The organism is Nocardia sp. CA-151230 (assembly GCF_050942175.1).
In the GTDB taxonomy this organism is placed as follows: Bacteria; Actinomycetota; Actinomycetes; order Mycobacteriales; family Mycobacteriaceae; genus Nocardia.
Genome location: NZ_CP192061.1, coordinates 3,515,098 through 3,528,765, shown reverse-complemented (window position 1 = coordinate 3,528,765; position 13,668 = coordinate 3,515,098). Strand labels below are relative to the sequence as shown.

Annotated in this window: 13 protein-coding genes and 1 pseudogene; 7 read left to right on the top strand and 7 right to left on the bottom strand. The window is 64.6% G+C overall.

Features of this window, described 5'->3' with window-relative positions; translation table 11 throughout:
- The first annotated feature begins 157 nt into the window (after positions 1–157).
- Positions 158–841 (top strand): GntR family transcriptional regulator, encoded by a 684-nt coding sequence (locus ACQP1O_RS16335; RefSeq protein WP_433566626.1) that lies wholly within the window; start codon positions 158–160, stop codon positions 839–841.
- A gap of 595 nt (positions 842–1,436) precedes the next feature.
- Entirely contained in the window at positions 1,437–4,721 is a 3,285-nt protein-coding gene (locus ACQP1O_RS16330) for a protein kinase domain-containing protein (RefSeq protein ID WP_433566625.1), read from the top strand.
- A 146-nt stretch (positions 4,722–4,867) separates the two neighbouring features.
- On the opposite strand, the gene ACQP1O_RS16325 is transcribed toward ACQP1O_RS16330, so the two are convergent.
- Entirely contained in the window at positions 4,868–5,014 is a 147-nt protein-coding gene (locus ACQP1O_RS16325) for a DUF1330 domain-containing protein (protein WP_433566624.1), read from the bottom strand.
- A gap of 168 nt (positions 5,015–5,182) precedes the next feature.
- Positions 5,183–5,428, bottom strand: a complete 246-nt coding sequence (locus tag ACQP1O_RS16320) for a DUF1330 domain-containing protein (RefSeq protein WP_433566623.1) — start codon at positions 5,426–5,428, stop codon at positions 5,183–5,185.
- Between the two features lie 244 nt (positions 5,429–5,672).
- On the opposite strand from ACQP1O_RS16320, the pseudogene ACQP1O_RS16315 reads away from it, so the two are divergent.
- Positions 5,673–6,014 (top strand): annotated as a pseudogene (locus ACQP1O_RS16315) (helix-turn-helix domain-containing protein); the annotation flags it as partial.
- A gap of 525 nt (positions 6,015–6,539) precedes the next feature.
- Here the strand turns inward: ACQP1O_RS16315 and ACQP1O_RS16310 are convergent.
- Both ACQP1O_RS16310 and ACQP1O_RS16305 read right to left on the bottom strand, forming a co-directional pair.
- Positions 6,540–7,115: a hypothetical protein gene (locus tag ACQP1O_RS16310; RefSeq protein ID WP_433566622.1), complete on the bottom strand. Its 576-nt coding sequence runs from the start codon at positions 7,113–7,115 to the stop codon at positions 6,540–6,542.
- On the bottom strand, positions 7,112–7,351 hold the full coding sequence (locus ACQP1O_RS16305) for a transposase (protein WP_433566621.1): 240 nt from the start codon (positions 7,349–7,351) through the stop codon (positions 7,112–7,114). Before ACQP1O_RS16305 ends, ACQP1O_RS16310 begins: the two co-directional genes overlap by 4 nt.
- A gap of 431 nt (positions 7,352–7,782) precedes the next feature.
- Between ACQP1O_RS16305 and ACQP1O_RS16300 the strand changes: the two genes are divergently transcribed.
- Together ACQP1O_RS16300 and ACQP1O_RS16295 are read left to right on the top strand one after the other, a co-directional pair.
- Positions 7,783–8,121, top strand: a complete 339-nt coding sequence (locus ACQP1O_RS16300; protein ID WP_433566620.1) for a histone-like nucleoid-structuring protein Lsr2 — start codon at positions 7,783–7,785, stop codon at positions 8,119–8,121.
- Between the two features lie 148 nt (positions 8,122–8,269).
- Complete coding sequence (locus ACQP1O_RS16295) at positions 8,270–8,626, top strand: hypothetical protein (protein ID WP_433566619.1); 357 nt, start codon at positions 8,270–8,272, stop codon at positions 8,624–8,626.
- Between the two features lie 22 nt (positions 8,627–8,648).
- Here ACQP1O_RS16295 and ACQP1O_RS16290 read toward each other — a convergent pair whose 3' ends face one another.
- Both ACQP1O_RS16290 and ACQP1O_RS16285 read right to left on the bottom strand, forming a co-directional pair.
- Positions 8,649–9,383, bottom strand: coding sequence for a TetR/AcrR family transcriptional regulator (locus ACQP1O_RS16290; RefSeq protein WP_433566618.1), 735 nt, complete (start codon positions 9,381–9,383; stop codon positions 8,649–8,651).
- 81 nt (positions 9,384–9,464) lie between these two features.
- The gene (locus tag ACQP1O_RS16285; RefSeq protein WP_433566617.1) at positions 9,465–9,671 is read right to left on the bottom strand and encodes a hypothetical protein; all 207 of its coding nucleotides are present in this window, start codon (positions 9,669–9,671) and stop codon (positions 9,465–9,467) included.
- Positions 9,672–9,946: 275 nt separating this feature from the next.
- On the opposite strand from ACQP1O_RS16285, the gene ACQP1O_RS16280 reads away from it, so the two are divergent.
- Positions 9,947–10,171 (top strand): hypothetical protein, encoded by a 225-nt coding sequence (locus ACQP1O_RS16280; RefSeq protein ID WP_433566616.1) that lies wholly within the window; start codon positions 9,947–9,949, stop codon positions 10,169–10,171.
- A 312-nt stretch (positions 10,172–10,483) separates the two neighbouring features.
- On the opposite strand, the gene ACQP1O_RS16275 is transcribed toward ACQP1O_RS16280, so the two are convergent.
- Positions 10,484–11,062, bottom strand: coding sequence for a TetR/AcrR family transcriptional regulator (locus ACQP1O_RS16275; RefSeq protein ID WP_433566615.1), 579 nt, complete (start codon positions 11,060–11,062; stop codon positions 10,484–10,486).
- A gap of 160 nt (positions 11,063–11,222) precedes the next feature.
- Between ACQP1O_RS16275 and ACQP1O_RS16270 the strand changes: the two genes are divergently transcribed.
- Positions 11,223–13,619 carry an MMPL family transporter gene (locus ACQP1O_RS16270; protein WP_433566614.1) on the top strand — a complete coding sequence of 799 codons (2,397 nt, stop codon included), beginning with the start codon at positions 11,223–11,225 and terminating at the stop codon, positions 13,617–13,619.
- Positions 13,620–13,668 lie beyond the last annotated feature (49 nt).

The window sequence follows — 13,668 nt, the reverse complement described above, 5'->3', positions numbered from 1 at the left end:
TTATAAGTTATAAGATGAGACGTCAAGGGGTCGCCACGGGCACTACGATCAGGACAGACAGCAGCACGAGAACAGGAGGCTCGATTCGATGGCACGGCGCAGCGCGAACGCCGCAACCGGAACGGCGTCGACCGCCACCGGGTCCACCGGACCTGACATGACCTACGCCACCGTCAAGCCCCCCGGCAGCCGCGCGGGCTACGTGCAGGAGGTGTTGCGGTCGGAAATCCTCAGCGGCGCAATGCCTCCCGGCACGCCGATCCTGCAAGACAAGGTCGCCGAGCGGCTCGGCGTCTCCATCACCCCGGTGCGCGAGGCCCTGCGCAATCTCGAATCGGTCGGATTGGTCGTGTACGAACCGAATTTCGGTGCCAAGGTCGCCGAACACGCCGCCGGTGACATGGAGGAGCTCTACCTGCTGCGTGCCACCGTCGAGGGCCTGGCGGCCCGCCTGGCGGCTACCTCCATCTCCCCCGCCGAGCTGGCCCGCCTCCACGACATCCACCGGGAACTGCGAGCCGCCCTACAGGTCGGCGACGCCGGCCGCATGTCCGCCGCCAGCCGCGAGTTCCACGCCCAGATCGCCCGCGCCGGGGGTCGCTCGATCATCGCCCGCCACCTGCAATGGATCTGGGAAAGCCACCCCATCCCCATCGAGCAATCGGTCTGGTCGAACCCAAAAGTCGCCGAGCAGGCGGTGGAATCCCACGCCCGACTAGTGGCCTTACTCGAAGCCGGGGACGCTGCAGGCGCCGAAAACCATATGGTGCAACAAGTCCGACTCGCAGCTTCAGCCCGCCTGGCCTCTATGCACCAGCGCGCGAACCGAGCAGCCATCTGAGCACCGAGCGACGAACCGCGATCCCGGCGTCGCAGTTCGGTAAGGCCATCGTTGCGAGATCAGGATGCGCCCCTCACACGCCCAACTCGCCCACACTGCCGGCCCGACAAGCCTCCTCAGCAACGAATACGACCTGATCGAGGAACTCGCTCGACAACTACTCTTGCGCGTCGAGCCACCATGGGCTCCTGCGGTGTGCTCAACTGCCCAGCAGCCAATAGCCCCACTCACGTGGCGAACGCGACGGCGAAGGTGCCACAGGGACGCCGAAGGCACCGTCGGACCTACTCGCGTCGGCCGCCAATTCGAAAGCGCCGCAGATGACGGGAATGTCGGCATGGGCGACGAACTTATTTGGCTGGCTTTCGAGGGGTGAGTGAGATGCCTCAAGGAATTCCTAAGCACGTCAAGGGCAAACGAGTGCGGTTATCGTCGATCGAGGAGCGCCCAAACAGATTGTCGACCAACCGCCTCGTCGACGTGTCCGGACTGTCGCCAATTCAAGTGCGACAACTGCGACCGGTTGGGCGATTGTTAGTGCAGGTACACCTGGTGAGCGGCGTAGTCTCTTGCTGGGGTGGATTGCGAGTGACTGATGGTGGACTCTGATCCATTGAAGACGCAACGTGATCTTGGTGCTGATGTGGTCACGGAGTTGAGTGCTGTCGGGTTGGAGGACGCGGAGGAGATCGGGCGGGGCGGTTTCGGCGTGGTGTACCGCTGCACCCAGCGCGGGCTGGATCGCACCGTGGCGGTGAAGGTCCTGACCTGCGAGCTCGATGAGAATCGGGAGCGTTTCTTTCGTGAACAACGGGCGATGGGCCGGCTGACGGGCCACCCGAATATCGTCGGGGTGCTCGAGGTCGGCGAAACCGAGACCGGTCGGCCGTACCTGGTGATGCCGTACCACCCGCGGGGTTCGCTGGACGCGCGGATCCGCCGCGATGGCCCGGTATCCGTGGAGGAAGCACTCCACCTGGGGGTGAAGATGGCGGGTGCGTTGGAAACGGCGCATCGTGCGGATGTTCTGCACCGGGACGTCAAACCGGCGAACATTCTGCTCACCGACTACGGTGAGCCGGCGTTGACGGACTTCGGTATTGCTCATCTTGCCGGGGGTTTCCAGACGGCCACCGGCGCGGTTACCGGTTCTCCGGCGTTCACCGCGCCCGAGGTGCTCAGCGGGGGTTCACCCAGTAACGGCTCGGATGTATACGGGCTGGGTGCCACGTTATTCTGTGCGCTGACCGGTCACGCGGCGTTCGAGCGCCGCAGTGGTGAGCAGGTGGTGGCGCAGTTTCTGCGGATCACGACCCAGCCGGTTCCGGACCTGCGCGAGCGTGGAATGCCAGACGACGTGTGTGCAGTCATCGAGGCCGCAATGTCTCGTGAGACCCGAGACCGCCCCTCGGCCGCAGAGTTCGGCGAGCAGCTGCAGCGGATTCAACAAGCGCACGGTTGCGGGGTCGATCAGATGGCGCTGCGGGCCGAACCGGGCGGCGAGCGAGCATCGCCGGCGACGGCGGTGCCCGCAGATGGGACCCACGTACCCAGCCGCAGCGGCGTTGCGCTGCGCAGGGATACGGGGAACTTGCCGCGGGAGTTGACCAGTTTTGTGGATCGGCGTAGCCAGGTGTCGCAAGTGAAGAACCTGCTGTCGGTCTCGTGTCTGGTGACTCTGACCGGGATCGGCGGGGTTGGCAAGTCCCGGCTGGCGCTACGGGTGGCCCACAAATTGCAACGGAATATCGCCGACGGCGTCTGGCTGGTCGAGTTGGGTGAGTTGCGCGATTCGTCGTTGCTGGTCGATGTCATGGCCGGCACCTTCGGCGTGCGGCAGCAGGTTGGCAGATCGATGCTCGAGGTGCTCGTGGAATTCCTGTCCACCCGCGAGGTGTTGTTGGTGCTCGACAACTGCGAGCACGTGATCGAGGCGGTCGCGCAACTGGTCGAGTCGCTACTGCGGGCGTGCCCACAGCTGCGGATTCTGGCCACGAGTCGCGAGGCCGTCGGCATCGGCGGGGAATCGGTGCTGCCCGTACCGCCGCTACGGTTCCCGGACCCGGGAAGCGGGCCATCCCTGCGCCAAGCGGCCGGCTACGACGCGGTGACGCTGTTCGCCGAGCGAGCCGCTGCGGCGGTGCAAGGATTCCAGCTGGCCGAGGACAACCAGGTCAGCGTGGCCGAGATCTGCGCGCGGCTCGACGGGCTGCCGTTGGCGATCGAGCTGGCGGCGGCTCGGCTGCGCACGATGTCTGCCGAGCAGATCCTGGTGAGGTTGACCGACCGGTTTGCCATGTTGACCCGCGGCAGTCGGGGTGCGCCGACACGCCAGCAAACGCTGGCGTGGTGCATCGGCTGGAGCTATGACCTGTGCACACCGGCCGAACAGCGACTATGGGGTCGGCTGTCGGTATTCGCTGGAAGTTTCGAGCTCGACGCCGCCGAGGACATGTGCGGCAGCGACCAGAGCGAGCCGGAATTCCTCGATACGCTTTCCGCGCTGGTCGACAAGTCAATACTGATCCGTGAGGAATCGGGCGCCGCAGTGCGCTTCCGGCAACTCGAGACCGTGCAGGAGTACGGCAAACAGAAGATCGAGCAGGCCGGCGAGTACGCAGTACTGCGCCGGCGCCACAGGGACTGGTACGAGCGGCTAGCACTCGAAGCAGAGGCGGACTGGATCAGTCCGCGCCAGCTCGAATGGATCGCCCGGATCGCGCGTGAACTACCAAACCTGCGCAAGGCGATGGAGCTCAGCCGAACTGAGGCGGACGCAGCCGGCTTGCGCACCGCCGCCGCCCTACATTGTTTCTGGACTGCGAGCGGGCGATTCAGCGAGGGACGCCGCTGGTGCGACCGCACGCTTGCCAGTGCATCCGACGCCGCGGCGGCGGACCGAGCCAAGGCCCTCTGCACGAGCAGCGTGTTCGCCATGCATCTGGGGGACCTTCCGGCCGCAACCGGGCGCGTGGCCGAACTTCGCGCCCTTGCCGAGCAGACGTCCGACCCGACGATTTCTGCCCTGCTCGCCTACACCGACGGATACACAGCTTTCAGCAGTGGCGACCTGGCTCGCGCGAGCACCCAGTTGAACGACGCCGTCGAAGCATTCAGTGCCCGCGGTGCGATCTTGTTCCAATTGAAGGCACTGAATTTACTTGGCTGGACTTACATACTGAAGCGGGATATGCCAGATGTCATCGCCTGCCTCGGGGAAGCACTGACCATCTCGGATTCCCACGGCGAGACGTATTTCCGGACGCTGGCCCTGCGGACCATGGCATTTGCCGTCTGGCAGATGGGTGACCGCGAGCGGGCAGAGCAGCTATTCGAGGAGGCTCTTCGGTTGGCTCGACGGGTGGTCGACCCGTACGTCACCGGTCACGGTTTAGAGATACTGGCCTGGATCGCGGCCGAGAAGCACGATGCCCGGCGCGCGGCCATGCTGTTGGGCGCCGCGCACGGGCTCCTTCACTCGGTCGGCGACTCCGGCATCTCACGGTCTCCCCAATTGCTTGCCTACCATGAGGAATGCGAGCGCCGCAGCCGCGACGTACTCGGCAGGCGAGGATTCGAATCCGCCCACCAGGATGGTGCCACGATGAGTTTCGAGGCGGCCGTCGACTTCGCGCTGGGTGAGCATCATCGAGCCGAGACACCAGCAGATCGCGGAGCGACGAGCTTGACCAAGCGGGAGCGCCAAATAGCCGACCTCGTCGCTGAAGGGTTGACCAACAAGGCAATCGCTGGCCGGCTGGTGATTTCGCAGCGCACCGCAGCGGGGCACGTTGAGCACATCCTCGCCAAACTGGGATTCACCTCTCGCGCGCAGATCGCAGCCTGGGCTGCCGAGCGCCCCGGCGGCAAGCCCGTATAAGCGAACTACGCTTCGAGAACGGCAACATCCATGCTGTTAGTTGGCCACTGCGACTGGAACCCCAACGATGGGGCGGATCGAACCCGTCCGGGTCGAACCCGTCACCTGATCTGGCAGCAGTCCCCACCGTCGTCGGCGATGCTGACTCAGAGTTCGGGGACGATCATGGCCGCGAAGGGCACGGTGGCGGCGAGCCGCTCGTCCAACAGGTCCTGGTAGTCAGCTGAGTCGTAGACCGCACGCGCTTGCTCGATGTCGCGGAAACGCAGCACGACGGTGTGAGTGCCGCCCACGGACCCTCCCCCTCGCCCAGATGGACTGTCTTATCGGTGCTGGCCAGGAGCTCACCCCTGTCGGGTCCCAGGAGCACCGGCGCCGCGGCCTCGCGGTAGACGTCCAAGCGCTGTGGATCGGTCACGTCGTAGTTCAGGATCAGCAAGGCGGTCATGGCTTTCCTGTCTTCAGTTACCGACGCCGCGGACGAGGAGCACGGGGCCGTGCGACCCGGCCTTCCTATCTATGGCGATGTCCTGGTAGTCGGTGGAATCGGCCCAGAGGCGGAAGGCCGCTGTGTCGGGGAACTCCAGCAGAACCACCTTGTCGTGGCCCCATTCACCCTCCTCGACGTGGGGGTGTTCGTCGGCGGCGAGCAACCGGCCGTCGAATCGGCGCAGTACGTCCATGAACCGGGACTCAGGCGAACGCATCGAGTGTCCACGCGATTCTTCGACACTAAGAATCGATGCATTCAAAATTCCGACAACCACCCTGAACCACACTGAGATCATGAGCAAGGATCTAGCTACTCAGCTAATAGCTTCGGAATGTCTTTCAGATTCAGGCAAAGAGTCATCCTCGCGGGTCGAGGGACCACGAAAGGAGTTCGCACGCTGTGGAAGCGACAATGCAGAGCGCACAGACCGCTGCGCCCCGCGGTGCGCGCGTCGGAGTGGGCCGCCGTCGGTGGCGTGGCGTGAGGGTCGGGTCCAGTTCTGGGCGGCGATCGCGCGCAGGGCGATGACCGAGGATGCGGCGGCAGAGGCGGAGGTGTCCTCGCCGGTCGGATTCCGGTGGTTCCGGCATGCCGGCGGCGTGAATCCTCGTTTGCTCCAGACCGTTTCGGGTCGCTGTCTGTCGTCGGGTGAGCGGGACATCGCGCTGTTCCCTGCCCGAGGTGAGGGGGTCCGCCAGATCGCTCGTCGGCTCGGTCGTAGTACGCCGACGATCTCGCGGGAGTTGCGTCGCACCGCCTCGACCCGTTCGTACTGGCTGGAATACAGAGCATCGACAGCGCTGGACGGCACCAGCATCGCGCTGCCCTACGCCTACCTCTGACGGCCCAATCACGTTGCGGTCGAAGGTAACCCACTGCGCTGGCAAGGTATGACCGGTATTACTCTTGCCGTAGGTCAGCGAGCACACCCCTCCCCCGGCTTCGCTGACCTTGTCATGTGCGGTGCCGTCAGGGGCTGTCCTGACTCTCCTGACGGCACCGTCCCCGCGGCCCGCGACGCTCGGCGGGTACGCACGCGCGCGGACCGAATCACCTACTGAGATAGTGGCGTCTTCGGCGTTCACCTTCAGCGAACAATCTGCAATCAAGACATTATCCTTGATTGTCAATGATTTTGATCCGGTAGTCGCGTCCAGGTTTACCATTGGTTACATATCTGCAAACATCTCCCAGTCGTTTGCCGACCTGCCATGCGCGGCCGTTCGGAATCCATGGTCACAGCCGCGATATTGTGCGCACTGCCGTCAGGGGCGCTCCTGACGGACTGCCGCGTCGAACACCATGGCGGGAGTACCCCGGCGAGGTCAGCACTGGTTCGGGTCGCGGTCGCGTTCAGCGATGAGGGCGTTGTCGGTCTCGGTGCCACTGCGCGATGCGCATCGACGGTTCCCTTTGCGCCCCGGGACGTGACCCTGCGGACAGAAGGCAGAACTGGGCGGGGGTGACAATCTCCGCAGCAGGCACTCGACCATGGGCCAAACGGCCGGATGACCACCGATCATCGTAGGTACGCGACCATGCACCGGTCCCCCGCCACGCCGCGAAACAAACGCCTCACCGCTACAGCCACAGCTCCACAGCGCGGGCCGGATGGCACGCGGGCCGGCCGCGGGACCCGGCATTGATCCGGGCCGGATATTGCCAGCCCCCTTCTCCCTCAGTTCCAGCCCGATGCAGGGGCTGCCGTAGGTGCGGCCGGAGTCCTCGAACTCCTTGCCGATCGCGGCGGTCAACTGTTCACGACGCTGCTCGCGCTCGGTGGGCTCGCGAGCGTTCCATTTGTAGAACCAGGACCCGCTGACTTCGAGCGCGCGGCAGGAAACAGCATGCGGCACGCCATGTTCGGTCCTCTGGGAGGCGATGAACCCGGCCACGCTCACTTGGTCGCCTCCTTCACCCACCCGACCACTGATCGCTCGAGCACATCACGCTCCATCGCCAGCTCGGCGTTCTCCCGCCGCAACCGCAACAGCTCGGCCCGCTCGGACTCGCTGAGCTGATCACCGGCACCGCCTTCACGCTGCTGCCGATCCCGGGCCACCCACGTGGTCAGCGTGCCCGAGTTCACCCCCAACTCACGAGCAACCTGCGCGACCGGCCGCCCGGTCCCACACACGCCCCGGACCGCTCACCCACGGAACCCCGCATCGAACTTGCGCTCTTCTCCGCCATCTGGCCCTTCCTCTATGGTCCGGCCTCCACGATATGAGCGGAAACGCACATGCCCGTATGGCTACTCTTCGTTGTGTACCCGCTCAAAGCTGTTGCAGCACCGACAGTCCCCGACTTTCATTCAGATTCACTGACAGCAACACGCTTAGTTCGCCGCCAGTCGCCAATGCCTCTGGGTCATCCACAAACTGCTGGCTGCGGAGCTCTCGATGTCAGGAGCAAGCACATCGCCAGTGGCGCGATGGGAAAGACTCGGCGGCGCGCGAGATGGCCTGGCGCCGATGTCCCGCGCAGGTCCAGCCGGGGATCCAGAGTTGGCTCGATGCCACTAGGCTGTTGTATCACTACATTGGTGCAACCAGGAAGGCTGCTTTCATGGCACGCAAGGTCGTCGTCGAGCTGGTGGACGATTATGACGGCAAGTCCACCGCCGAGGAGACAGTGCACTTTGCTGTCGAGGGCGTCGCCTACGAGATCGACCTGTCGAAGCTGAACGCCGCTCACATGCGTGGAACCTTCGAACAATGGACCCAACACGCCCGCAAAAAGGGTCGTTCATCAAAGACCACGACCGTCACCAAGTCTCGTCCCACAGTCGATCGCGAGCAGACCCAGGCTATTCGCAACTGGGCCCGCAAGAACGGCTTCGAGGTATCGAGCCGCGGGCGCGTCTCGGCCGAGATCCTGGATGCCTACAACAAGGCCGGCAAGTAGCGATCACGGACTGCCTGCCGAATGAACTGCCCGGCAGGCAGGTTCGAGATCGGCCCCCTTCGCATACGCCGGGCCGGGGCAATGGTTGGGGGGGGAGACGAGCGGTAGTCCGACCCATTCCCCGCGCAACCGGACCGGATGATCGTCGGTGCCGGCGGTCGATGCGAACACACCGAAGGTGGTGTGGGCGTTGGATTTCCAGTTCAACTCCACCGTCGATGGGCGGGCGGTGAAGATCGCGTCAATGATCGACGAACACACCCGCAAATCGCTGCTGCACCTCGTCGAGCGCTCGATCACTGCCAAGTGGCTGGTGGCCGAGCTGGAGAAGGTGCTCACCGCCCGCAGCGGGGCACCGAAGGTGCTTTCCGGTGCGTCATCGTCGAATTCGGTCCGACCACCCATTCTCGCCCACCTGCACAGCGCCCCGACCGCGCAAGGCAAGGCTGTCCGTGTTGGGTTCGACGGCTGGAAGTTTCCTAGAAGCGGTGTCGGGCGTGCCTGACCATCCCGTATCTGACGTTGCGTCACCGTGGGCGCGTCTCGCCGGTGTGGGGTGCGATCAATCCGGAACGGTATGCGGTGGTGCTCGCGTTGCGCCTGTGTCGGGTGTGTGGAGAAGCGCTCGGCGACGGCGAAGGGCCCGGCGCTGGTGATGTCAGGAGGGATCGAGTCGTCGTTGGCGAGCGGGTTCGACGTCGTTGGAAAACACCGATGGCAGGGCAAACTTTGCGTAGTTCGCTGCGCAGTGGCTCTGGACCGGGGTTGTCACGGAGCAGGGTGAAGGTGAGCACGCCCTGCAACCATCGACTCGCCTCTTCGATCGTTATGTCGGGGCGGAGCCGGCCGTTGGACTGTGCGCGTTCGAGGATCGGGCGCAGGCTGGAGCGAATCAGGGTCTCGATCGGGTGTGACTCACCGAACACCGCTATGACGCGATCCGCTGGCAGGCTGGCAGACAGTGCCGCCAGCTCCTCGTCGCTGCCGGTGAGTTCGACGGCTCTGGCCAGAAATTCGACCAGGGCTTCGTCGAGATCGCCCTCCTCGTCCAGCTTCCACGAGTCGATCTGCTCCTGCAGTTCCTCGCAGCATTGCACCATCGCCAGTTCCAGGAGTTGGTCGCGGCTGGACACCGTGTAGTACAAGGTCTGTCGGACGACTCCGGCCGACCGTGCCACGTCGGTCATCGTGGCGCGGTCGGGCCCGTACTGCGCGAAGGCCTTCCGGGCTGCGCGCACTATGCTCGCGGTGGTTTCGTCCATGCTGCCAGAGTATGCACAGGCGAAACGATCGCTTGCGTCCGGCAGGCCTGCGACTCCTGTGGTAGCCGTGGTGACAGGTGCTTACAGCGGATCGGTGCCGTCGGCGATCTGCTGGGTGAGCGCCTTGTGCACCTCGTAACTGATGGCTCCCATCCAGATCGCAAAAGCAGCGAGCGGGATGTAGATGCCGACAATGCCATTCCATGCGAATGGGCCGTCCTTGAAGAACAACACCAGGCCGGCGGGCGTGATGAGCGTTGCCGCCCATGGCGTTCTGGGCTCGAGCAAAAGATCGGCGGCACATAGTTGCCTTCGCGGTGGCGGGCTGCGCCCGCGGTCATCTCGTTCACACCCGCGGGCGGTGCGGTGCGTCGGGAGAACCCAGCCGCCCGGAGTGCGGATCAAGTGGTGGTCGTCGATGACGTGGCCCTCCGGGTGCCTCTTCTGACCCGCCTCCCACCGGGTGCCGCGCGGTGTGTGGCTGAAAAAGGGTCTGCCCAGCTCGAAGTAGCGGTGCCCTCCCGCACGGACAGCCGCGTTCCGTTCGTTCGAAGAGGAAACCGGTGAGAATCATCATCGGCATGGATCCGCAGAACGCTCGGTCACCATCGAAATACGGCAATTCGGCACTGAAATGCCCCGACCCGATGCGGGGCAGCAGCGCGGCCATCGGCGCCACGATCGGTTTCATCGCCGCTCCCCAGTTGCGGAGCACTGTTTTGGACAGACCGGGACAGCAGGGCGCGCCCCAGCAGCCGACTTCATCGACACCAACGCCCACATTCTGACCGCCGGCCGATACGGCCCCGACAAGCCCGGCTACCGCGAAATGCTCACCACCGCACACCGATTCCCCGACCGAGTGTGGGCGATCGAGGGCTGCAACGGCATGGGAAGCCACCTGGTGCACCGGCTGGTCTACGACGGCGGTCGACCATGCTGCCATGGTCGCCGCGTTGCCCCGTGTGGAACCGGGCACAACGAGGCGTTGGCATGGCCGACCAGAGATCACAACACCTCTGGAAACCACCCGCCCACAGGGCACCTGAGCGGCCGACCGACCAAGTACTGTGCCGCACCGCGTCTCGCGAGGACCACGCTTACCTAGGCGGGAGTGACGTCGCCTGTGCAGGATTCAGCGCATCCAGCAGAAAGCTCAGATAGCGGCGGCGCGCGGGCCGATCGAGCTCAACGGCACTGAGTGCCGTGATCACCATGGCGAAGACGTAAGGGACGTCGCGTGGTTCGAGGTCGGGACGTAGGTTGCCTGCCGTCTGTGCCCGCACGACCGCATGGCCGAAGATCTGGTCGCTCTGGGCCAGGAATTCCGCGGTGACCTCTGTCAGGTTTCCTACCGATGCGGCCAATCCGGGTTCGCCCTGAACGATGTCGGCCATACGTTCGGCGACGTCGAGCAGGACCGTTCGCGGCAGTGCGTCGTTGTCGAGCTCGGCCAGCAGCGGAAGGACGTCGGTAGTGAGGATGCGTTCGTATACGGCGCGGGCCAGCGCTTCGCGGTTGGGAAAATGCCGATAGAGCGTCGCGACACCGACGCCCGCTTCACGCGCGATGTGAGCGAGCGTCGCGGAGGCTCCTTCAACAGCAAACAGACGTCGTGCAGCCTCGACGATCCGGGAGATGCTCGTAAACGCATCCGCCCGAACCGGTTTCGTTGCCACGCAGCCTTCGCCCCTTCTCTCGATTCCCCTCGGACCGAGGTTGTGATCGAGCCTACCTTGCCACTCAAGTGAGAGTCTACTACCGTTTTGATAGTTAACTATCACTTACTTGCCGGTGATCGCTTCGATGCTCACCGTGGCGCCCGAGAGGAAACATGCAATGTCTTCCCTGCTGTACCGGGTCGGACGAACCGCCTACCGGCGGCCATGGCATTTCATCGCCCCCTGGGCGCTTGTCCTGACAGCGATCATCGCCCTGATGGCCAGCTACCCACCCCACCTGAGCAGCGAGGTGCGCATCGACGGCACCCCTGCCCAGACCCTCATCGACGATCTGGCCGAGAAAATGCCGTCGATGTCCGGCGGCCAAGGAATCATCGCCTTCCACACCGGGAACGGTTCCCGCATCGACACCGGCGAGAATCTGACAGCGCTCCTCGGCGCGGTCGACAAGGTCTTCACCAGCGATCACGTCATCGACGCCCGAGCGGTGTTGCGGCAAGAGGCCGCGAAAGGGACGGCGAGTCCCACCATTCGAGCGGCCAGCGCAACCACGCTGTCCGGTACGCCGTCCGATCCCGCCGTTCCCAGCGCGACACCTCTGAACGTCAACGGGCAGGCGGTGCCGGGGGTCCTCATCTCCCCGGATCATACGTCGGCCCTACTTCAATTCCAGTTCGACAAGCAAACTTTCGAGCTTCCCACCGACACGATCGACAACACGGTCACGGCAGCGAAGGACGCCGTCACCGGCTACGGCATCCGAGTCCTTCCGTCTGCTTCGATGGTCCAGGTGCCGGAACTGGTCGGCGCCGGGGAGTTCGTGGGCGTGGGGATCGCCGCGCTCGTTCTGCTCGTCACCCTGGGATCGATCGTCGCCGCCGGACTACCGCTGGTGACAGCGCTGACGGGTGTCGGCGTAGGCGTCGGCGGCACCCTGCTCGTATCGCATCTGGTCTCGCTGCACTCGCTCAGCGCCGTGCTCGGCCTCATGATCGGCCTGGCCGTCGGCATCGATTACGCACTGTTCATCGTCAACAGGCAACGCCGATACATCCTCGACCATGAGCTCACTGCCGAAGAGGCATTGGGGCGTGCGCTCGGAACCTCGGGCACCGCAGTCGTTTTCGCCGGCACCACCGTAGCCATCGCACTGACAGCTCTGACGATCGTCCGAATCCATCTGATCGCGACCATGGGCCTGGCCGCCACGGCCACAGTCGCGATTGCCGTACTGGCCGCGCTGACACTACTGCCTGCCCTGCTCGGCCTCGCCGGCGAACGAATCTGCACACCGAACGCGCGCCAGAAAGCCGCCTTCACCCGAGCGATCCGCACACCCTCACACCGGGCACGGAAGGTCGCGACCACCTGGGTCACCCTTGTGACCAAGCACCGGTTCGTCGCGACACTCGCCGCTCTGCTCATCGCCGGGCTGCTTGCACTACCCGTCACAGAAATGAACTTGGGACTGCCCTCCGGGGCCGCCTACAACCAGGACACAGCGCAGCGCGAAAGCTATGAAGTGGTGAAGGACCGATTCGGCCCCGGATTCAACGGGCCACTCGTTGTCGTCGCCGATGCCGGCAGTCGGCCAGACCCTATCGCTGCGTCGGATATCTCCGCGTTGTACCGGGACCTGGGGCACATGCCCGGCGTCTCCGCGGTGACGCTCGCAGGTGTGAGCGACGACGGCCGAACGCTGGTCTTCTCCGTCGTACCGAGCAGCGGGCCCACCGATTCGGCCACCGAGGACCTCGTCCACCAGATCCGCAGCCAAGCGGCCGATTTCGCGACCGATCGGCACGTGGACATCGGAGTCACCGGCTTCACGGCTCTCGGTATCGACGTATCCGCGCGACTGGCCGATGCACTCCCGCGCTACCTCGCGGTCGTCGCAGTCCTGTCCATCGTCTTGCTCACCGTAGTGTTCCGCTCGATCATCATCCCGATCAAGGCGACGATCGGCTTCATTCTCAGCATCCTCGCCGCGTTCGGCGCCACCACCGCTGTGTTCCAAAAAGGCTGGGGCCAGACGCTACTCGGGTTCCACGCCACCACGCCGGTTCTGGCGGTGCTGCCCATCGTCGCAACCGGCCTGTTGTACGGACTCGCCATGGACTACGAAGTCTTCCTCGTGTCGTCGATGAAGGAGGCCCACACACACGGACAGCCGGGCAACGACGCGATCATCCACGGGTTCGAACAAGCCGTGCGCGTCGTCGCGGCAGCCGCGATCATCATGACAGCAGTGTTCGCCGGCTTCGTCTTCAACGACGACCCGATGATCCGGCAGTTCGGCTTCGCCCTGGCGATCGGCGTCGTAGTCGATGCGTTCGTTGTCCGCATGCTCTTGGTGCCGGCGGTGATGTCGATATTCGGCGAAGCCGTGTGGTGGCTGCCGCGCCCGCTCGAACGACTGCTCCCGAGCATCGACATCGAGGGCCGCGCCTTCGCTCAGCCGACCACCGCAGACGATCTCACAGCAGAAGAAGTGATGTCGCAGCGCCCCGAAGATCGCCGGCCGCGCTCAACCTCGGCGACGAACGCCCGATGATCAGAGGCAAAATCCGCGAGTACATCTCGCTATGACCGGAAGGAGGGGA